Source organism: Erythrobacter sp. SCSIO 43205 (genome assembly GCF_019904235.1).
Taxonomy (GTDB): Bacteria; Pseudomonadota; Alphaproteobacteria; order Sphingomonadales; family Sphingomonadaceae; genus Erythrobacter.
Genome location: NZ_CP063202.1, coordinates 73,134 through 93,889 on the forward strand (window position 1 = coordinate 73,134; position 20,756 = coordinate 93,889).

The window sequence follows — 20,756 nt, forward strand, 5'->3', positions numbered from 1 at the left end:
AAAATCCCCCCCATTTCATTGCTCTGCCAACCTGCCACGGCGACCGCGCTGGTACAAACAAAAACCCCGCCGAAGCACTAGGCCTCAGCGGGGTTTTAAATGTTTGGCCTTCAGGAGAAGGCGCTAGCGTTTACTCTTCGCCTGTATCCGCTTCCGCAGCTGGAGCAGCGCCGCCGCCCATCGCTGCCTTCATGGCGTCTTCCGAAGACACCGGATCAGCGGCCGGCTCTTCTTCCTTGACGCCCGCTGCTGCCAGTTTCTCTTGCTGCTTTTTCCAGGCAGCTTTGAGAGCAGCATCACGGCTCGAGGCGGTCACGCGCATACGGTTCATGCCAGCGCCGGTCCCGGCAGGGATAAGACGGCCCACAATCACGTTCTCTTTAAGACCGATCAGCGTGTCCTTCTTACCTTCAACCGAAGCTTGGGTCAGAACGCGGGTCGTTTCCTGGAACGATGCGGCCGAGATGAAGCTGCGGGTTTGAAGCGATGCTTTGGTGATACCAAGCAGGATCGGCGTGCCTTCAGCAGGCTCCTTACCCTTTGCAAGCTTGGCGTTGACTTCGAGCATTTCTGCAAGGTCAACTTGCTCACCTGGAAGAAGCGTCGTGTCGCCGCCATTGGTGATCTCAACCTTCTGCAGCATCTGGCGAACGATCACCTCGATGTGCTTGTCGTTGATCTTCACGCCTTGGAGTCGGTACACTTCCTGAATCTCGTTGACGAGATATTCAGACAGCGCCTCAACGCCCATCACCTCAAGGATGTCGTGCGGGTTCGGCGCGCCGGAAATCAGGGTGTCCCCCTTCTTCACAAAGTCGCCTTCCTGCACGTCGATCACCTTGGTTTTGGGGATCAGGTATTCGACTGGATCACCTTCCTCCGGAACAATCGCGATCTTGCGTTTCGCTTTATATTCGCGAACGAATTCGATCTTGCCCGAAATCTTGGCGATGACCGACATATCCTTTGGCAGACGCGCCTCGAACAGTTCGGCCACACGCGGAAGACCACCGGTGATGTCGCGGGTTTTTGCCGACTCGCGCGATGCACGAGCCAAGATGTCACCCGCTTCAACCTGCTGACCGTCTTCGACCGAAAGGGTGGTACCCGGTGCCAGCATATAACGCTGTGCATCAGCTTCATCCTCGGATTGGCCTTCACCTTGAAGGATCATGCGTGGACGAAGTTCTTCCTTCTTCTTACGGCCCGTGGCGCGGTTTTCGGTGACCACGCGCTGCGCGATACCGGTGGCGTCATCGGTCTGCTCTTCGAGTGTCGTACCCTCGACCAGATCCTGATAGCGCACAACGCCCGATTGCTCGGTGATGATCGGCAGGGTGAACGGATCCCACTCTGCAAGACGATCGCCTTCCTTGACCTTTGCGCCATCCTTGAAGTGCAGCACGGTACCATAAGGCACCTTGTGCATTTCACGCTCACGGCCTTCGGCATCGATAACCGCGATTTCACCGTTACGGGCAAGCGAAAGGATGCGACCTTTCTTGTCCGTAATGGTCGGCATATCGCGAAGCTCGACTTTACCGTCGGAGGTCGCTTCGAGGTGCGAAGTTTCGTTAAGCTGAGCAGCACCACCAATGTGGAAGGTCCGCATGGTCAGCTGCGTGCCAGGCTCACCGATCGACTGAGCAGCGATAACGCCAACAGCCTCACCGATGTTCACAGGCGTACCACGAGCCAGGTCACGGCCATAGCAGGTTGCGCAAACGCCCTGCTCGCTTTCGCAAAGCAGCGGTGAACGGATGCGAGCAGACTGAACCTCAGCCGCCTCGATTGCCTTCACCATTGGCTCGTCAACCATCGTGCCAGCCGGAACGATCACTTCGCCGGTTGCGGCATTGGTGATGTCTTCGGCCACCGTGCGGCCAAGGATACGCTCACCCAGCGATGCGATCACGCTACCACCTTGGACGATGGCGCGCATTTCCATGGCGTTTTCGGTCTTACAATCCTGCTCGACGATGGTGCAGTCTTGCGAAACGTCTACCAGACGACGGGTCAGATAGCCTGAGTTTGCCGTCTTAAGCGCGGTGTCAGCCAGACCCTTACGAGCACCGTGGGTTGAGTTGAAGTACTCAAGAACCGACAGACCCTCTTTAAAGTTCGAGATAATCGGGTTCTCGATGATCTCACCCGATGGCTTGGCCATAAGGCCGCGCATACCGGCAAGCTGCTTCATCTGAGCTGGCGAACCACGCGCACCAGAGTGGCTCATCATGTAGATCGAGTTGATCTCTCTCTCACGACCATCTTCGTCGATTGGCGTCGCTTTAATCTCCGCCATCATCGCGTCAGCCACCTGGTCACCACACTTGGACCAGGCGTCGATCACCTTGTTGTACTTTTCTTGCTGGGTGATCAGACCATCCTGATACTGCTGTTCATAGTCAGCAACCAGCGCCTTCGTCTCTTCAACAAGACCTTCCTTCGCGTCAGGAATGATCATGTCATCCTTACCAAAGGAGATGCCTGCACGGAATGCGTGGCGGAAGCCCAGCACCATGATGGCGTCAGCGAAGAGGACCGTGTCCTTTTGCCCTGTGTGACGGTACACTTCGTCGATCACATCGCCGATGTCCTTCTTCGTCAGAAGGCGGTTGATAATGTCGTAAGGCACCTTGTGGTTCTTCGGCAGACATTCACCGATCAGCATACGGCCCGGCGTCGTGATGAAGCGTTTCATCACGATGTTGCCGTCTTCGTCGGCTTGCGGAACGCGGGCGATGATCTTCGAGTGAAGCGTCACAGCCTTCGTTTCAAGCGCCTGGTGCACCTCAGCCATATCGGCAAAGCGCGGCAGTACTTCGGTCTTGGTGCCATCTTCATTCTCGCGGAATTCAGGGGTTTTTTCCTGACGTTCCATCGAGAGGTAATAGATACCAAGCACCATATCCTGTGACGGAACGATGATCGGCTTACCGTTAGCAGGCGAGAGGATGTTGTTCGTCGACATCATCAGAACGCGCGCTTCGAGCTGAGCTTCAAGGCTAAGCGGCACGTGGACCGCCATTTGGTCGCCATCAAAGTCAGCGTTAAAGGCCGAACACACCAGCGGGTGAAGCTGGATCGCTTTACCTTCGATCAGCACCGGCTCGAACGCCTGGATGCCAAGACGGTGAAGTGTCGGTGCGCGGTTCAGGAGAACCGGGTGCTCACGGATCACTTCGTCGAGGATGTCCCAGACTTCCTTGCGCTCTTTCTCGACCCACTTCTTGGCCTGTTTCAGCGTCATGCTGAGGCCTTTGGCGTCGAGGCGAGCGTAGATAAACGGCTTGAATAGCTCCAATGCCATCTTCTTTGGAAGACCACACTGGTGAAGCTTCAGTTCAGGGCCGGTCACGATGACCGAACGGCCTGAGTAGTCGACGCGCTTACCCAGAAGGTTCTGACGGAAGCGGCCTTGCTTACCTTTAAGCATATCGGAAAGCGACTTCAGCGGACGCTTGTTCGCACCCGTGATGACGCGGCCACGACGGCCGTTGTCGAACAGAGCATCGACTGCTTCCTGAAGCATACGCTTCTCGTTGCGGACGATGATGTCCGGCGCGCGCAGCTCGATCAGGCGCTTCAAACGGTTGTTCCGGTTGATCACGCGGCGATAGAGGTCGTTGAGGTCAGAGGTCGCAAAACGGCCGCCATCGAGCGGCACGAGTGGGCGAAGCTCTGGTGGGATCACAGGGATCACTTCGAGGATCATCCACTCAGGACGGTTGCCTGATTCGATGAAGCTCTCGACTACTTTAAGGCGCTTAATGATCTTCTTGGGCTTCAATGCCGACTTGGTGGTCGCAAGCTCTTCGAGAAGGTCTTCGCGCTCTTGCTCAAGGTCGAGGTCCATCAGCATGACCTTGACCGCTTCTGCGCCAATATCGGCAGAAAAAGCGTCTTCGCCATACTCGTCTTGGGCTTCGAGCAGTTCGTCTTCGGTGAGCAGCTGGAATTTCTCAAGCGGGGTAAGGCCCGGCTCGATCACAACATAGCTCTCGAAGTAGAGGATACGCTCAAGCTGCTTGAGCTGAATGTCGAGCAAGAGGCCGATGCGCGATGGCAGCGACTTCAAGTACCAGATGTGTGCAACAGGAGCGGCGAGCTCGATATGGCCCATACGCTCACGGCGCACTTTGGTAACGGTGACTTCAACGCCGCACTTTTCACAGACGACGCCTTTGTACTTCATGCGCTTGTACTTGCCGCAAAGACATTCGTAGTCCTTTACCGGGCCAAAGATACGCGCACAGAAGAGGCCGTCACGCTCAGGCTTGAACGTACGGTAATTGATCGTTTCCGGCTTCTTGATTTCGCCGAAAGACCACGAACGGATGCGCTCTGGCGAGGCGATGCCGATCTGGATCTGGTCAAAGGTTTCCGGCTTTGCGAGCTGGTTGGTGAATTTTGTCAGTTCATTCATTTTTCAGTTCCCTCTTGGGAGTGAATTCTTCGGAAGCGGGTGAGTGGGAACGGGGCTCGCGCCCCTATTCCCCAACTACTCCGCAGCCTCCGCGAAGCCGTCGCCGTCCTCATCCTCGTCACCGAGAGATGTGAGTTCGACGTTCATGCCCAGCGAGCGCATTTCCTTGACGAGAACGTTAAAGCTCTCCGGAATGCCTGCCTCGAAGGTGTCGTCGCCTTTGACGATGGCTTCGTAGACCTTGGTCCGACCCACGACATCGTCCGATTTGACGGTGAGCATTTCCTGCAGCGTGTAGGCAGCGCCATATGCTTGCAGAGCCCATACCTCCATTTCCCCGAAGCGCTGACCACCAAACTGCGCCTTACCACCAAGCGGCTGCTGGGTGACGAGCGAGTATGGGCCGATTGAGCGAGCGTGGATCTTGTCGTCGACCAAGTGGTGCAGCTTGAGCATATAGATGATGCCAACGGTGACCTTGCGGTCGAAGGCTTCACCCGTGCGTCCGTCAAACAGGACCGACTGGCCTGAGCTGTCTACGCCAGCCTTTACAAGATAGTCGGTTACGTCCGCTTCGCGCGCACCGTCAAAGACTGGCGTACCCATTGGGACACCGGCCTTGAGGTTGGTTGCGAGTTCGACGATGCTTGCGGTCGAGCGGCTTTCGAGGTCCTCGAAGTACTGCTCACCGTAAACGTCTTTCAAACGCTCGATCACGGCCTCTGGCGGCTTGGCATCGGCGTAGTCTTCTTCGGCATTTGGATTGTCACGTTTCCACTCTTCGAGCTTCTCAGCGATATCCATGCCAAGACCGCGCGCTGCAAAACCAAGGTGGGTTTCGAAGATTTGCCCGACGTTCATACGCGAGGGCACACCCAGTGGGTTCAATACGAGGTCAACCGGCGTACCGTCTTCGAGGAACGGCATATCTTCGACAGGCAGGATGCGAGAGATCACACCCTTGTTCCCGTGGCGACCAGCCATCTTGTCGCCCGGTTGCAGCTTGCGCTTCACCGCGACGAAGACTTTGACCATCTTGAGAACGCCCGGAGCCAACTCATCGCCGCGCTCCAGCTTCTCTTTGCGATCTTCGAACTTGTCGTCGATCATCTTGGCCGCTTCGTCATATTGCGACTTGATGGCTTCCAATTGCGTTTGACGCGCATCGTCAGCAACCGCGAATTGGAACCACTCGTGACGCTCAACATCTTCGAGCACTTGCTCGGAGATATCGATGCCCTTCTTCACGCCTTTCGGACCTGCTGCGACCACTTGGCCAAGCAGCATATCGCGAAGACGGTTGTAGGTTGCACGGTTGAGGATGTTGCGCTCGTCCGCTGCGTCCTTGCGAAGACGTTCAATTTCTTCGTTCTGGATTGCACGGGTACGGTCGTCGATTTCGATACCGTGACGGTTGAAGACGCGAACCTCAACAACGGTGCCAGCCACGCCGGGTGGCAGACGCAGGGAGGTATCACGAACGTCAGAAGCTTTCTCACCAAAGATAGCGCGAAGGAGCTTTTCCTCCGGCGTCATCGGGCTTTCACCCTTTGGCGTGATCTTGCCGACGAGAATGTCACCAGGATGCACTTCTGCGCCGATGTAAACAATGCCTGCTTCATCGAGGTTGCGCAGAGCTTCTTCACCGACGTTCGGAATGTCGCGGGTGATATCCTCCGGGCCAAGCTTGGTGTCGCGGGCCATCACTTCGAATTCATCGATGTGAATCGAGGTGAAGACGTCGTCTTTCACGATACGCTCTGAAATGAGGATCGAGTCCTCATAGTTGTAGCCATTCCAGGGCATAAAGGCGACGAGGCTGTTCTTGCCCAGTGCCAGCTCACCCAGGTCCGTCGATGGACCGTCAGCGATAATATCGCCCGGCTCAACCGTCTCACCCACTTTCACCAGCGGACGCTGGTTGATGCAGGTGCTCTGGTTGGAGCGTTGGAATTTCTGCAGCGTGTAAATGTCGACGCCCGATTGGCCGGGTTCGACATCGCCGATCGCACGGATCACGATCCGGGTCGCGTCCACCTGGTCGACGATACCACCGCGTTTCGCAGCAATCGCAGCGCCAGAATCGCGCGCCACGGTTTCCTCCATGCCGGTGCCGACCCAAGGCGCTTCGGCCTTAACAAGCGGCACAGCCTGACGCTGCATATTCGAGCCCATCAGTGCACGGTTCGCGTCATCGTTTTCCAGGAATGGAATGAGCGATGCTGCAACCGAAACGAGCTGCTTTGGCGAGACGTCCATCAAAGTGATCTGATCGCTTGGCGCCATCAGGTTGTCGCCCGATTGACGCGCCGAGATCAGCTCTTCGACGAAGGTGCCGTCATCGTTGAGTTCAGCCGACGCCTGCGCAACGGTGTGCTTCTGCTCCTCCATCGCGGAAAGGTAGATCACATCACCGGTCACCTTGTTGTCTTTGACCTGACGGTAAGGCGTCTCGATAAAGCCGTATTTGTTCACCCGGCTGAACGATGCCAGCGAGTTGATCAGGCCGATGTTCGGGCCTTCGGGCGTTTCAATCGGGCAGATACGACCGTAGTGTGTCGGGTGAACGTCGCGGACTTCAAAGCCTGCGCGCTCACGCGTCAAGCCGCCCGGGCCAAGCGCCGATACGCGGCGTTTGTGAGTGACTTCGGACAGCGGGTTGGTTTGGTCCATGAACTGCGACAATTGCGATGAGCCAAAGAACTCACGCACCGCAGCAACAGCCGGCTTTGCGTTTATGAGGTCGTTCGGCATCACCGTCGACACATCGACGCTGCTCATACGTTCTTTAACCGCACGCTCCATGCGCAGCAGACCAACGCGGTATTGGTTCTCAAGAAGCTCACCAACCGAGCGAACACGGCGGTTGCCGAGGTTGTCGATGTCGTCAACTTCGCCCTTGCCGTCTTTCAGATCGACAAGCTCTTTGACCACGGCAAGGATGTCTTCCTTGCGCAGCGTCGTCACAGTGTCTTCGGCATCAAGGCCCAGACGCATATTCAGCTTCACACGGCCAACCGCAGAAAGGTCATAGCGCTCACCATCGAAGAACAGACCTTCGAACAAAGCTTCTGCGGTTTCCTTGGTAGGCGGTTCACCCGGACGCATGACCTTGTAGATTGCCTCAAGACCTTCGTCCCTGTTTTCAGCCTTGTCGACTTTGAGCGTGTTGCGGATCCATGGACCGGTATTGATCTCGTCAATGTCGAGAAGCTCAATCGCGTCAAAGCCCGCTTCATCAAGAGCCTCAACGTGCTCAAGCGTCACCTCATCACCCGCTTCGATATAGATCGAGCCGGTTTGCTCATTGATCATGTCATAAGCGGCATAGCGGCCTACAACTTCCTCTGTGGGCAAGAGGAGCGTTTCAAGACCGTCCTTTGCCGCTTTATTGGCAGCGCGCGGAGAAATCTTCTGGTTCGCGGGGAATACCTCTTCGCCGGTCTTTGCGTCCACCAGCGGGAAGGCAGGCTTCGCACCGCGCCAGTTTTCAGGGACGAATGGAATGGTCCAGCCATCCTTCGCGCGTTCCCACTTCATAATATCGTAGAAGTGGTGAAGGATGCCTTCGCTATCGAGGCCAAGCGCATAGAGAAGCGCAGTCACCGGAAGCTTCCGCTTACGGTCGATGCGAACGTTGACGATGTCTTTCGCGTCAAATTCAAAGTCGAGCCATGAACCACGATAAGGGATGACGCGCGCTGCAAACAGGAGCTTGCCAGACGAGTGCGTCTTGCCGCGGTCGTGGTCGAAAAGGACGCCGGGAGAACGGTGCATTTGCGAGACGATCACACGCTCGGTGCCGTTGACGATAAAGGTGCCGTTCTCAGTCATGAGCGGCATATCGCCCATGTAAACGTCTTGCTCTTTAATATCGAGAACCGAGCGGGTTTCGGTTTCCTGATCGACTTCGAACACGATCAGGCGAAGCGTGACCTTCATAGGCGCTGCGTAAGTGATGCCGCGCTGGCGACACTCGGTCGTGTCGTACTTTGGCTCTTCGAGTTCGTAGTGAACAAAGTCGAGCTCTGCGGTGCCGGCAAAGTCGCGAATCGGGAAAACGCTGCGCAGGGTCTTTTCCAGACCCGACACATAGCCCGTTTCCTTGTTCGAGCGCAGGAAGAACTCGTAGCTTTCCCGCTGCACTTCGATGAGGTTGGGCATATCGACGACTTCGTGGATGTCGCCAAAAATCTTACGGATGCGCCGCTTTGCGGTACCCTTTGCCTCGCGGCTGCGGGTTGCTTTCGCCTTTGTTGCCATGGAGGAATTGTGCCTCTTTGCTTGAATGCGCTGTTGAATTTTCAACAACACCAATTGGGTTCAGTCGTCACGCGAGACTGTGATGCCATATGAGACGCAAATAAGCCGCACTCCAACGTGAACCCTCACTGGGTCCAAAATGGATGCAGCTTAAGCATTCGCGAATATGGCAAAGCACCGATTTCTATTCTTGGGCCAATCCGTCGCGCATGAATCAGTCCGGCTCGAAAGCGGTGTGTGAGCGCGTATTTAAGAAGACTGTTGGATTTGTCAACGCTGGGCGCGAAGCCACTGCAATGCCTTTTGCCCTCTCAGGTTCAAGCCTTGGCACAACTACAGTTGACTAGAACGCAACTTTCGATCATCGCCAAGCCCCCGCATGGGACAATAGTTTTTCTAAATGAGGGCTTGAAACATGAAAAAATTTGCTTTCGCGATGGTCGCATCGTCACTTCTCCTCGCCGCGTGCGATGGTCCAGCAGAAGAAGTCGGCGAAGAGGTTGATGACGTAACCGAAGCTCAGGCTGAAGTGATCGACGAAGAAGCTGAACTTGCTGAAGCTCAGGCTGATCTCGCTGAAGAAGCAGCAGACGTTGCCGAAGCTCAAGGTGATGAAGCAGGCGCAGCTGGCATGGAAGCCAAAGCAGAAGAACTCGAAGCACAAGCCGAGGCGATGGAAGACAAAGCCGACGGAATGTAATCATAAGAGTTGACTCAAACGTCAAATCGCCTAAAGGCCCGCCACTGAACGGCGGGCCTTTTTGGTTTTGCCGCTCATCCGTCCGAGACAGTTGGTGAGAGGAATATGCCTCTCTTAATCTCCAGCCTAGACGGGGAAATGAGATTTCGCGGGTTTCATACCCGCTGGCGAGCATTGGCTCGCTCCCTCCTTCCCCATTGATGGACCTTGGCCTTTGTCGATGAACGGCAAGGGTTGATTTGAGCCGGTTGTGCGCAAGGCCCGCCTTGCAATCAGCCATAGTGAAGGAGCAAATGCATGGATCGTTCGCAAAAGACCGAAGCCGTTGCCCAGCTCAACGCTGTTTTCAACGAAGTTGGCGTGGTGGTTGTCACCCGCAACCTCGGCCTGACGGTGGACCAGTCCACTGATCTGCGCGGAAAGATGCGTGAAGCAGGTGCAACTTACAAGGTTGCGAAGAACCGTCTTGCAAAGCTCGCCCTGAAAGACACCGATTACGTTGGCCTTGAGGAATTCCTCACCGGTCCAACCGCGCTGGCATGGTCTGAAGACCCTGTCGCAGCTGCCAAAGCTGCTGTTGAGTTCGCCAAGTCGAACGACAAGCTGGAAATCGTTGGTGGATCGATGGGCAGTCAGGTTCTCGACGAAGCCGGGATCAAGGCGCTTGCCTCGATGCCAAGCCTCGACGAGCTGCGTGGCACGATTGTTGGTCTGGTCAATGCACCTGCGACGAAGATCGCTCAGGTTGCAACCGCACCTGCCAACAAGCTGGCCCGCGTTCTTGGGGCATACGCTGCCTCAGAAGCCGCTTAAGACGCCTCTCGCGAATACGAAACAAAACCATCCATTTTGGGGGACGCGTTTAAGTCCCGAATTTTATTGGAGTTAACATCATGGCTGATATTGCCAAGCTTGTTGAAGAACTTTCGAAGCTGACCGTCCTTGAGGCAGCTGAACTTGCCAAAGCACTCGAAGAAGAGTGGGGCGTTTCTGCAGCGGCTGCTGTTGCTGTTGCTGCACCTGCTGGTGGCGGCGACGCTGGCGGCGCTGCTGAAGAAAAAGACGAATTCGACGTCATCCTCACCGGCGACGGTGGCAAGAAGATCCAGGTCATCAAAGAAGTCCGCGGCATCACTGGCCTCGGCCTCACCGAAGCCAAGGGTCTTGTCGAAGGCGCACCAAAGCCTCTCAAAGAAGGCGTCTCGAAAGCAGAAGCCGAAGAGATCAAAGGCAAGATCGAAGCAGCCGGCGGTACCGTCGAGCTCAAGTAAGCCCTGCGCTTACGCGATCGAGCTTTGCTCAAAAAAAGGGGCAGTGCCGGCAATGGCGCTGCCCTTTTTCTTGCCACCACTCCAGAGGCCCACCCCGTCAAAACCCTTAGTGCTGCTGCGGGGAAGCTTAGGCTCCTCCGGGATAGGGCGCCGCGACAATTAGCGGTAAGGATGGCGCAAATGGAAGCAAATGACCTCATTGAACAAATAGATGCTGCAATCGGAGCGCACGGCTCTTGGAAGGTGCGACTTCGCTCCGCGATTGCATCTGGTTCAAGCGATGCGAACCCATATGCCGTAAGCTGCGATGATCAATGTGCCTTTGGCAAATGGTTATATGACGACAAGCTGCCCCCAGCTGTGAAGGCAGGCATACCCTATTCGGTGATCAAGCGACTTCATGCCGATTTTCACCGAACCGCCGGACGGGTTTTGCGCGAAGCCTTGGACGGCAACACCCAATCTGCACAAACTGTGTTCGAGGGGGAATTTGCCGACAAATCAGCAACGCTCGTCAGAGCACTACTGAAGTGGAAACGCGAGCTGTCCTAAGTGGCCTGACAGGCTGAATTGGAGCCGCTGAAAGCGTCCTATCGCGCAATCTGCTCAATCGCGGTGAGTTGTGGTCCAACCGGCGCGACGGAAATCTGATCGATCTGCACCTTTTTGGCGTTAGGCGCGTCCTTATAGTCGATGCCAAACTCCACCTCGTCATAGGCGGGATTGTAATTGATCGGTATGCCCGCAGCCTGAAGCTCAGCCAGCGGCACAAAGCTGTCAATCGAACGACCGCTCAAAATTTCGTCATATTCAGACTTGCTGAATTGCTCCCGCATCACATTGGCAACCGAGCGCAAACGGATCGCAATCGTGCCGCGTCCTTGTTGGAAATCGACTTTCCCAGTCAGGACGCCGTTCACCCGCGCATCCATCTTGGTCTTTGGCACAAGCGCAGTTTCCGCCGCCGCTGCGCCGCGCAGTTCGGGCGGAGGTGCGGCCACAGGGATGGCGCGCGCAGCGTCGCGCACAACTGGCTGAGCAGCTGTTGCGGTTCTCGCAATCGGCAGAGCGCTGCGCACCGCGTTCGAGGCATCAATCGCCCCTGCAAATGCGGCCTCGACCGAGCGGTTGGAGATCGCTTCAGTGCGCGCCGCCGCCGAGCCGACGCTCAAGGTCGTGCCTTGTTCGCCTGCATTTTCAGGGGTGGCTTTTACCACCGGGCCCATGTCTGTAATTTGGTCGATCGCGACGCTTGGCGTGCGAATGGTATCCTTGCGTTTACTCACAAGCGGCGCAGGCGCGGCTCCACGGCTGAGCGATGGAGGCGCGACGAAGCCAGTGGGCATCTCGACCCCGGCAAAGGCAAGGTCAAACTCCTGCGACCCGCTCGCCAGCACGGCCACAGGCATTTCGCGGTCAAAATCCGAAAGCCGCGTGCGCGCTGTCACTGGCGCGGCGTGTTCTTCGACAGAAATGGCCTTAGCGTAAATGGTTTCAGCAGATTGCTGGTCAGGCGACCACACTTTACTGGTGAGCGTGCGGGGAACCTCAAAAGTGGGCGTACTGATGGGCTCCGGCAGTGGTTCTGGCCCGCCAAAGTATGGCCCTGCAAAGCTTCCCGCCACCGCGCCAAGCGACAGATTGGGTAAGGCAACCGCGACCGCAACCGCAGCCGTGCCAAAACCCGCGCGCGTTTTGTTCGACATCCTGCTGCGCACCGGACGCACTGTCTTGTCCGCGACGCGCTTGGCGGCGAGCGCTGCTTTTTGCGAGGCAGTGGCTGGCGCAGGGATAAAGCGCGCAGGAACAGGCCAGCTAAAGCTTCCCGCGTGCGCGTCAAACGCCTCTTGATTGTCAGGCTTGCGGCTCACCCCCCAGCTCCTTTGATGGCTGCCTCAATCTTGCCAATAGCACCATTATGGAGCGTTTTACCTTACAGATAAAGGGATTTGTGGGGGCGAGCGCGGCGGTGCCCCAATACAACACAAGCGCAAGCGCTTGCCCGGTTGAGTTGAAATTCGCTTTGCCAACGCGAGGCTGGCTCCTATCCGGTGCGGCTCGCTATTGCGCGGGCGGAGTTGGCAAAGATGCAAGAGCGAGTGCAAAATCCTGCACCCCGGACGACCCCGACATGGGGCGAGGAACTGCGCGCAACATTCGCGCTTGCCGCGCCGCTTGCTGGTGCAAACTTGCTGCAAATGCTGACCTATGCGGTCGATGTGATCTTTATCGCGCGGCTTGGCGATGAACCCTTGGCGGCCTCGGCCCTGGCGGTATCATTGTTCGGGCTGGTGTTGTGGGCGATGACATCGCTTATCGGAGCGGTCGCCGCGCTGATCGCTGAGGCGGTCGGAGCGGGCGGACCGACGCTGCGACCTGTTCGGCGTTCGGTGCGCATGGCGCTGTGGCTCGCGGTCATCACGGGCGTTATCGGGATGGGGCTGTGCCTTTTGCTCGAACCGATTATGCGCGCCACCGGTCAGCAAGCGGGCATCATCACCATGGCGCGCGACTACAATTACATCATCATCTTCTCGCTTATCCCGATGCTCGCGGCAGGAGCTCTGCGTTATTTCGTATCTGCGCTCGGGCGGCCGATTTTTGCCACCGCGATCACGGGCCTTGGCATCTTTGTAAACGCCTTTGCTAACTACGCGCTGATCTTTGGCAATTTCGGCGCGCCGCAGCTGGGATTGATGGGCGCAGGCATTGCGACAATCATGACCTCTCTGGTTGTGCTTGGCGCTTATATTCTGGCCATCAGGTTCGATCCAAAACTTCACCGCTATCATGTGTTCGGGCGCTGGTGGTCGCCCGATTGGGATCGCTTCTGGCAGATTGTCCGGGTTGGGACTCCCATTGGCCTCACCGTCACCGCTGAGGCTGGCATCTTCGGTGCTGCCGCCTTTCTGATGGGCCGGTTTGGTGCAAGCGAGCTTGCCGGCCACACCGTCGCGCTGCAACTGGCTGCACTCGCTTTCCAAGTGCCGTTTGGAGTGGGGCAAGCGGTCACCATTCGCGTGGGCTATTTCTATGGCGCGCGCGATCCATTGGGCGTGATGCGCGCAGGCTGGGTAGCGCTTGCGATCTCGACCGGATTTATGGCCTGCACGGCAAGCGCCATGGTGATTGCGCCTTACACGCTGTTATCGATCTACGTTGATCCCTACGCCGCCAAGAACGCAGCCCTTGTAGGCTTCGCCTTGCAATACCTCGTTATGGCAGCCGCATTCCAGCTGGTCGACGGCGTTCAAGCGGTGGCTGCGGGCGCTTTACGCGGGCTTCAGGATACGCGCGTGCCGATGTGGATCGCGATTTTCAGCTATTGGGTGCCCGGTATTGGCCTTTCCATCGGGCTTGGCTTTTTCACCCCGCTTGAAGGCGTAGGCGTGTGGGTCGGCCTTGCCACCGGGCTAGCCACTGCCGCCGTCTTGCTGTTGTGGCGCTGGATGGCGCGGGAGCGTTTGGGACTTGTGAGACAGCCGCTTTAAGCAGCCATCGTCGTAACGACGCGCTGCGGGAATGGGATGCTGATACCTTTCTCGTCGAATGTGGCTTTCGCCGCTTCGGTAAGATCCCATGAAAGCGCAAGATAATCGTCCGTCTTGCACCAGACGCGAAGGCCGATACCGACCGAACTGTCATCAAGCGATGCGACGAATGCGGCAGGTTCCGGATCGTCCAGCACACGCTCATCAGCATGAGCCAGTGCAAGCAGGGCGTCACGCGCCTCTTTCATGGAATCGTCATAGCCAATGCCCACGACAAGCTCGAAACGGCGCACTGGATTGCGCGTGTAATTGGTGATCGGCTGATTCCAGATTTCATTGTTGGGCATCATGACAAAGAGCCCGTCGAACTGCTTTAACTTGGTCGTAAACAGACCAATCTCTTCGACCTGTGCAGTAATACCACCAACCATAATCGCCTCGCCAACACGAAATGGACGCTGCGTCATGATCATCACGCCTGAGGCCACATTGGAAAGCGTGCCCTGCAACGCCAGACCCACGGCAAGCGCCGCGCCGCCGAGCGCTGCGATGATACTGGTTGTCTCGACACCGAACTGTGCCAACACTGTCAAAAAGACGACGGCCCAGATCGCATATTTCACCACCTTCGCGATGATACGCGCGATAGAAATATCCATGCTGGATGAATTGCTGAGCCCGCGCAAAACCCAGCGGGCAATGACGCTCCCGATAAACAGGCCAATCACCAAAACCGCGATGCCGCCAGCAATGTCCGTTATATTTGTGCGCAGCCAAATCAGGCCCTGCTCGGCATAGGTGAGAGTAACAATATCCGGATTGATGGTCATAGGGTAATTCTCTGTAGAAACGCCTGATAGTCAGACTGGAGCGCGCATTCGCCTGAATGCAGCGCACATGAGCTGCTTGTTCGCGGTGCTCGTTGGCTTATGGCTTCCTACAATTCAAGCGTCTGTTGCGTTCCAAGCGGCCACTAAAATTTTTCGTGCATTTTTTTGTTCTGGACCTGTTGACTCTTGCGCGAGCGGCAACCATCTGCGCCCTCGCTGGCACTCTCGGGGTGAGAGTGCCAAAGACGTTTATCAACCAACTAAGAAAGGTCATAAACAATGGCATTTCGTCCACTTCACGACCGCGTTCTGGTCCGTCGCATCGAAGCCGACACAAAGACCGCAGGCGGCATCATTATCCCTGACAGCGCTCAAGAAAAGCCATCGGAAGGCGAAGTCGTCGCTGTTGGCGAAGGCGTGCGCGACGATGACGGCGACCGCATCCCTCTCGATGTGAAAGCCGGTGACCGCGTTCTGTTCGGCAAATGGGGCGGCACCGAAGTCAAAATCGACGGTGAAGACCTCCTCATCATGAAGGAAAGCGACATCATGGGGATCATCGGCTGAGCCGACTGACCCAAGCTTTCTGATTAAACCAAAGAATTCTCAGGAGAAACTATCATGGCTGCAAAGGACGTAAAGTTCGGCCGCGAAGCACGCGAAGGCATTCTTCGTGGTGTGGATACGCTCGCAAACGCTGTTAAAGTAACCCTCGGCCCGAAAGGCCGTAATGTCGTAATCGACAAAAGCTTTGGCGCACCACGCATCACCAAAGACGGTGTTTCGGTTGCCAAGGAAATCGAACTGAAAGACAAGTTCGAAAACATGGGCGCTCAAATGCTCAAGGAAGTTGCGTCGAAAACCAACGACCTTGCTGGTGACGGCACCACCACTGCAACCGTTCTTGGCCAAGCGATCGCTCGCGAAGGCATGACCGCTGTTGCTGCTGGCATGAACCCAATGGATCTGAAGCGCGGCATCGACACTGCGACTGCGAAGGTCGTTGAGAACCTCAAGAGCCGTTCGAAAGAAGTCGCTGGCTCTGCTGAAATCGCACAGGTCGGCGTAATCTCTGCCAATGGCGACAAGGAAGTCGGCGAGAAGATCGCTGAAGCCATGGAAAAGGTCGGCAAAGAAGGTGTTATCACCGTCGAAGAAGCCAAAGGTCTCGAATTTGAACTCGACGTTGTCGAAGGTATGCAATTCGACCGTGGCTATCTCTCGCCATACTTCATCACCAACCCTGACAAGATGACGGTTGAACTGGACAATCCATACATCCTCATCAACGAAGGCAAGCTCTCCAGCCTGCAAGCCATGCTTCCAGTGCTCGAAGCTGCGATGCAGTCGGGCCGTCCGCTTCTCATCATCGCCGAAGACATCGAAGGCGAAGCGCTGGCGACCCTCGTGGTCAACAAGCTGCGCGGTGGTTTGAAAGTGGCTGCGGTCAAGGCTCCGGGCTTTGGCGATCGTCGTAAAGCCATGCTGCAAGACATCTCGATCCTTACCAAAGGCGAGCTGGTCAGCGAAGAGCTTGGCATCACGCTTGATAAAGTCACGCTCGATATGCTCGGCGAAGCCAAGCGCGTCACAATCGACAAGGACAACACCACCATCGTCGATGGCGCTGGCTCGGAAGACGACATCAAGGCACGCGTTGGCGAAATCCGCGCGCAAATCGAAACCACCACCAGCGATTACGACCGTGAGAAACTGCAAGAGCGTCTTGCGAAACTCGCAGGCGGCGTTGCCGTGATCAAGGTTGGCGGTGCTTCTGAAGTTGAAGTGAAAGAGCGCAAGGACCGCGTTGATGATGCGCTTCACGCCACGCGTGCAGCGGTTGAAGAAGGCATCGTGCCTGGCGGCGGTACTGCACTTCTCTACGCAACCAAAGCGCTTGAAGGCCTCAAAGGCGACAATGACGACCAGACCCGCGGCATCGACATCGTTCGCCGCGCGATCATGGCACCGGTTCGTCAGATCGCTGAGAACGCTGGTCACGACGGTGCGGTTGTTTCTGGCAACCTGCTTCGTGAAGGCGACGAAACCCAAGGTTTCAACGCTGCGACCGACACTTATGAAAACCTCGTTGAAGCTGGCGTGATCGACCCAACCAAAGTTGTTCGCACCGCGCTTCAGGACGCAGCTTCTGTTGCTGGCCTTCTCATCACCACCGAAGCGGCGATCACCGACGCTCCGGAAGACAAAGCGGCTCCTGCAATGCCTGATATGGGCGGCATGGGCGGCATGGGCGGCGGCATGGGCTTCTAAACGCCCGCCGGTTCCTAGCTTACAAAAGGGCCCCGCTGGACTTCGGTTCGGCGGGGCTTTTTCTTGTCCATGGCTCTAGTGCTCGCGCAAAGCATTGATTCACAGAAGTTCACTCCACTTCGGCGAGAATTCGAAGGACGCAAAGGGCGAGTGAAAACTGCACTTGACGCAAATGGGTGTATATTAGAAAGTACATTTGCTTAGTTCGAGTAGAGTCGTGCGCCCCCGCGTCAACGCCTTGCCGGGCTAAGGTAAAGCATCGGGCCAGCTTATTGGATCTGGCGGACCTGATGTTTGAAGAATTTGTGTGGGCGGGAAAGCGTTAGGATTCCCGTAAAAATGGGATCTGCGGACGGGAGAGGTCGCAGAAATATCGCGCAAAGGGACAGCCGCAAAATCCGGCGCCTGATGCTTATTTTTGCACCTTTTGCTCTTCTGTAAACGGAGGGTTGATCTATGCAGGTGCACAATATTGAGTCAGGAGAGGCCGGCCTCTTCGGCTGTTTGACTTACCAAAGCATCGCGTCAGCGCCCCCGACCGATCAAGAACTCAACGCGCTTGTCGCGCAGGCCCGCCTTCGCAATCAGAGCGTGGGTGTCACGGGTATGCTGCTTTATGAAGACGGGCGTTTTTTGCAGACGCTCGAAGGTCCGCCCGCTGCCCTGTCACAAGTCTGGTCATCCATCCAACGCGACGAGCGCCACGAAGACATTGAGCTTTTGAGCGAGCACTATGTCGAAGCCCGTCTGTTTTCGGATTGGGACTTACTGCTTTATCGCAAACGCGAGCAGGCCCCGCCTTCCTTGTGGGAGCGGCTTCGCCGACGCCATCCTTTGAACCAGTATGTCAAAGGCGTGGTTCGCGATGCCTTTGACGCCAATGAAGCAGGGCTGGGCGAACTTTTTGCCCGGCTTGCAAGCTCGGGTTGGGACGGCGATGAGCTGGTGCGCGAACTGATCGAGCCGGCCGCGCGTGCCATGGGTGATGCCTGGCTTGCCGATGATTGCACCGAGTTTGACCTGACTCTGGGTCTTGGCATCTTGCAGATGGCAGGGCACGCTGTGCGCTATGCCGAGGATGTCGAAAGCCTGCGCTCCAAGACATATTCGATCCTTCTGGCTGCAGCGCCGGGCGAGGGGCATATTTTGGGCACGAGCCTGTTGGCCGACCAATTCAGCGATGCGGGCTGGAAGGTAGAAATGGCATTCCCCACCAGCGATGAAGCGCTTGCCAATCAGCTGAGCGCACAGCAGCCTGATGCAGTTGATATTGGATTGTCCGACGCAATTACACGGCAAGGACGCATTGCGCGCCTGCGCGAGACGGTGAAGCACTCACGCTTGGTCATGCCCGATCAGGCTCTGGTGGTGTCGGTTGGTGGCCGCTTGTTTGCCGAAGCCTCTGCCACGGCAGAGCACGTGGGCGCTGATCTCTCGCGCCAGAGCCTGGCTGGAACCCGGCTTCGCGTCGCAGAGCTTGTGGCACACGCAAAATCGGTCAAGCCGCGCGAATAGCAGGTCTAACGCGCCCCCTTCACAAGTTCGCCGTGCTCCTTCATGGACGCAGGCAATCCAAAATGAGGGTCAACACCATGAAAACCAAATTTGCAGCCCTGCTGCTTGCCTCTGTCGCGCTTGCCGGATGCGATGCGCTCACCCCGGTCGAAACGGTTGAATGTGGCACAGTTGCGCAAACCGAATGCCTCAACGCCTGGTTCGATGAGAAATTCGAAGAGGGTCTTGCCTTTTCGCCGATCAGCCAGACGGGCCTTGGTCGCAAGACCGATTATGACAAGATCGACGATTTCAGCGAAGAAGCCCAGCTTGAACAGCTCGAATGGATGCGCGCAGCAACCGCACAGATGGAAGCAAGCTTCGACTATGATGAGCTAACGCCTGACGCACAGCTTTCCTGGGATATGTGGAAGTTCCGCCTCGAGCAGGCAGAGCGCGCATGGGAGTTTCGCGAGCAAGCCTATATCCTGCACCAGATGGGCTCTGCGCAAAGCGAGTTGCCAACCTTCCTTTTGACCCAGCACAGGGTTGATGATGAAAGCGATATGCAGGCCTTTATCGCGCGAATCGGCGGTATTGGGGGCGCGATGGACCAACTGCTGGCCCGCGCAAAGGCGAATGCCGCTGCCGGCACTCGTCCGCCGCGCTTTGCCTATGATGCGGTTATTCTGGAATCGAAAAACCTCACCAGCGGCGCGCCGTTTGACAGGCCAAGCGAAAGCGGTGAGCCTTCGGCCATGTGGCAGGCTGTTGAGCGCCACCTTGCCAGCCTTACTGAAAGCGGCACCATTACCGCAGAACGCGCAGAGGAGCTACGCGAAGAGGCGCGCACGGCACTGACCGAACAATTTGCCCCCGCCTACGCGCGCGTCATTGCCTGGTATGAGGAAGACCGCCCCAACACCAGCGAACAGGCGCAAGGCGCAACCGCGCTTCCCAATGGTGAGGCATTCTATGCTGCCTCTTTGAAAGAGATGACCACCACCGACCTTACCGCCGATGAAATTCACCAGATCGGCCTTGATGAGGTTGAACGTATCCAAGGGGAGATGCGCGCCATCATGGAGCAGGTGGGCTTTGAGGGGACTTTGCAGGAATTCTTCGAATTCACCCGCACCGATCCGCAATTCTTCTATCCCGACAACGAAGCCGGGGCACAGGCTTACATTGCGCAGGCGAAAGAGCACATCGACACGCTGACCGAGCGCCTGCCAGAGTTTTTCGGCACGCTTCCCAAGGCGCCACTTGAAGTGCGCCGGGTCGAACCGTTCCGCGAACAGGATGGCGCAGCCCAGCATTATCAGTCCGGCACGCCCGATGGCTCGCGTCCTGGCATTTATTACGCGCACCTGTCCGACATGAACGCCATGCCGATCCCGGAACTTGAATCGATCGCCTATCACGAAGGCAATCCGGGGCATCATATGCAGGTTTCGATCGCGCAGGAGTTGGAAGGTGTGCCCAAATTCCGGTCGCAAGGCGGGTTCATCTCTGCCTTTGGCGAAGGCTGGGCTCTATATACCGAGACGCTGGCGAAAGAGATGGGTGGCTACAAGGATCCTTATTCCGACTTTGGCCGTCTATCGAGCGAGATCTGGCGCGCAATCCGTCTGGTGGTCGACACTGGCATCCACGCCAAGGGCTGGAGCGAGGAAGAAGCGGTGCAATATGCGCTTGAGAACTCACCTAACCCAGAGGCGGCTGTGCGCAGCGAAGTGCAGCGTTATTACGTGCTTCCGGGTCAGGCCACATCTTACAAGATCGGCATGATCCGGATTCAGGAACTGCGCGCGAAGGCTGAAGAAGAGCTTGGCGACAAGTTCGACATTCGCGGCTTCCACGATACGATCCTTGGCGGGGGCGCTGTGCCTCTGTCGATCATGGAAACCCGTGTGAACCGCTGGATCGAGAGCCAGAAAGCGGCCTAACGGGCTTACAAGGCGTTAGTAAAAAGGGCGCGCAAGGTGGATAGCCTTGCGCGCCCTTTTG

13 protein-coding genes are annotated in these 20,756 nt (G+C 56.9%); 9 read left to right on the plus strand and 4 right to left on the minus strand.

Annotation, left to right across the window (positions count from 1 at the left end; translation table 11 throughout):
- Positions 1 to 130: 130 nt before the first annotated feature.
- Together rpoC and rpoB are read right to left on the minus strand one after the other, a co-directional pair.
- The gene (gene rpoC, locus INR77_RS00410; RefSeq protein ID WP_223072007.1) at positions 131 to 4,426 is read right to left on the minus strand and encodes a DNA-directed RNA polymerase subunit beta'; all 4,296 of its coding nucleotides are present in this window, start codon (positions 4,424 to 4,426) and stop codon (positions 131 to 133) included.
- Positions 4,427 to 4,501: 75 nt separating this feature from the next.
- On the minus strand, positions 4,502 to 8,689 hold the full coding sequence (gene rpoB, locus INR77_RS00415) for a DNA-directed RNA polymerase subunit beta (protein ID WP_223072008.1): 4,188 nt from the start codon (positions 8,687 to 8,689) through the stop codon (positions 4,502 to 4,504).
- A gap of 415 nt (positions 8,690 to 9,104) precedes the next feature.
- On the opposite strand from rpoB, the gene INR77_RS00420 reads away from it, so the two are divergent.
- The 4 genes from INR77_RS00420 to INR77_RS00435 all read left to right on the plus strand — a co-directional run bounded on the left by INR77_RS00420 (position 9,105) and on the right by INR77_RS00435 (position 11,212).
- Positions 9,105 to 9,389, plus strand: a complete 285-nt coding sequence (locus INR77_RS00420; protein WP_223072009.1) for a hypothetical protein — start codon at positions 9,105 to 9,107, stop codon at positions 9,387 to 9,389.
- Between the two features lie 297 nt (positions 9,390 to 9,686).
- Positions 9,687 to 10,202, plus strand: coding sequence for a 50S ribosomal protein L10 (gene rplJ / locus INR77_RS00425; RefSeq protein WP_223072010.1), 516 nt, complete (start codon positions 9,687 to 9,689; stop codon positions 10,200 to 10,202).
- Between the two features lie 80 nt (positions 10,203 to 10,282).
- Positions 10,283 to 10,660: a 50S ribosomal protein L7/L12 gene (gene rplL, locus INR77_RS00430; protein WP_223072011.1), complete on the plus strand. Its 378-nt coding sequence runs from the start codon at positions 10,283 to 10,285 to the stop codon at positions 10,658 to 10,660.
- 180 nt (positions 10,661 to 10,840) lie between these two features.
- Complete coding sequence (locus INR77_RS00435) at positions 10,841 to 11,212, plus strand: CZB domain-containing protein (RefSeq protein ID WP_223072012.1); 372 nt, start codon at positions 10,841 to 10,843, stop codon at positions 11,210 to 11,212.
- A 38-nt stretch (positions 11,213 to 11,250) separates the two neighbouring features.
- Here the strand turns inward: INR77_RS00435 and INR77_RS00440 are convergent, their stop codons facing one another.
- Complete coding sequence (locus INR77_RS00440; protein WP_223072013.1) at positions 11,251 to 12,531, minus strand: hypothetical protein; 1,281 nt, start codon at positions 12,529 to 12,531, stop codon at positions 11,251 to 11,253.
- A 228-nt stretch (positions 12,532 to 12,759) separates the two neighbouring features.
- Here INR77_RS00440 and INR77_RS00445 point away from each other — a divergent pair, with 228 nt between their 5' ends.
- The gene (locus INR77_RS00445) at positions 12,760 to 14,151 is read left to right on the plus strand and encodes an MATE family efflux transporter (RefSeq protein ID WP_255573840.1); all 1,392 of its coding nucleotides are present in this window, start codon (positions 12,760 to 12,762) and stop codon (positions 14,149 to 14,151) included.
- Here the strand turns inward: INR77_RS00445 and INR77_RS00450 are convergent.
- Positions 14,148 to 14,981, minus strand: a complete 834-nt coding sequence (locus INR77_RS00450; RefSeq protein WP_223072014.1) for a mechanosensitive ion channel family protein — start codon at positions 14,979 to 14,981, stop codon at positions 14,148 to 14,150. The two genes, INR77_RS00445 and INR77_RS00450, sit on opposite strands and share 4 nt — an antisense overlap.
- Positions 14,982 to 15,260: 279 nt before the next feature.
- On the opposite strand from INR77_RS00450, the gene groES reads away from it, so the two are divergent.
- The 4 genes from groES (at position 15,261) to INR77_RS00470 (ending at position 20,695) form a co-directional block, all read left to right on the plus strand.
- Positions 15,261 to 15,548, plus strand: coding sequence for a co-chaperone GroES (groES, locus tag INR77_RS00455; RefSeq protein WP_223072015.1), 288 nt, complete (start codon positions 15,261 to 15,263; stop codon positions 15,546 to 15,548).
- A gap of 54 nt (positions 15,549 to 15,602) precedes the next feature.
- Positions 15,603 to 17,252, plus strand: coding sequence for a chaperonin GroEL (gene groL / locus INR77_RS00460; protein ID WP_223072016.1), 1,650 nt, complete (start codon positions 15,603 to 15,605; stop codon positions 17,250 to 17,252).
- A gap of 504 nt (positions 17,253 to 17,756) precedes the next feature.
- Positions 17,757 to 18,767 carry a BLUF domain-containing protein gene (locus tag INR77_RS00465; protein WP_223072017.1) on the plus strand — a complete coding sequence of 337 codons (1,011 nt, stop codon included), beginning with the start codon at positions 17,757 to 17,759 and terminating at the stop codon, positions 18,765 to 18,767.
- 77 nt (positions 18,768 to 18,844) lie between these two features.
- Complete coding sequence (locus tag INR77_RS00470) at positions 18,845 to 20,695, plus strand: DUF885 family protein (RefSeq protein WP_223072018.1); 1,851 nt, start codon at positions 18,845 to 18,847, stop codon at positions 20,693 to 20,695.
- The last annotated feature ends 61 nt before the right edge of the window (positions 20,696 to 20,756 follow it).

Excerpts from the sequence above, each read along its gene's own strand:
- rpoC (WP_223072007.1), bottom strand. The coding sequence starts at position 4,426 with ATGAATGAACTGACAAAATTCACCAACCAGCTCGCAAAGCCGGAAACC.
- rpoB (WP_223072008.1), bottom strand. The coding sequence starts at position 8,689 with ATGGCAACAAAGGCGAAAGCAACCCGCAGCCGCGAGGCAAAGGGTACC.
- INR77_RS00420 (WP_223072009.1), top strand. The coding sequence starts at position 9,105 with ATGAAAAAATTTGCTTTCGCGATGGTCGCATCGTCACTTCTCCTCGCC.
- rplJ (WP_223072010.1), top strand. The coding sequence starts at position 9,687 with ATGGATCGTTCGCAAAAGACCGAAGCCGTTGCCCAGCTCAACGCTGTT.
- rplL (WP_223072011.1), top strand. The coding sequence starts at position 10,283 with ATGGCTGATATTGCCAAGCTTGTTGAAGAACTTTCGAAGCTGACCGTC.
- INR77_RS00435 (WP_223072012.1), top strand. The coding sequence starts at position 10,841 with ATGGAAGCAAATGACCTCATTGAACAAATAGATGCTGCAATCGGAGCG.
- INR77_RS00450 (WP_223072014.1), bottom strand. The coding sequence starts at position 14,981 with ATGACCATCAATCCGGATATTGTTACTCTCACCTATGCCGAGCAGGGC.
- groES (WP_223072015.1), top strand. The coding sequence starts at position 15,261 with ATGGCATTTCGTCCACTTCACGACCGCGTTCTGGTCCGTCGCATCGAA.
- groL (WP_223072016.1), top strand. The coding sequence starts at position 15,603 with ATGGCTGCAAAGGACGTAAAGTTCGGCCGCGAAGCACGCGAAGGCATT.
- INR77_RS00470 (WP_223072018.1), top strand. The coding sequence starts at position 18,845 with ATGAAAACCAAATTTGCAGCCCTGCTGCTTGCCTCTGTCGCGCTTGCC.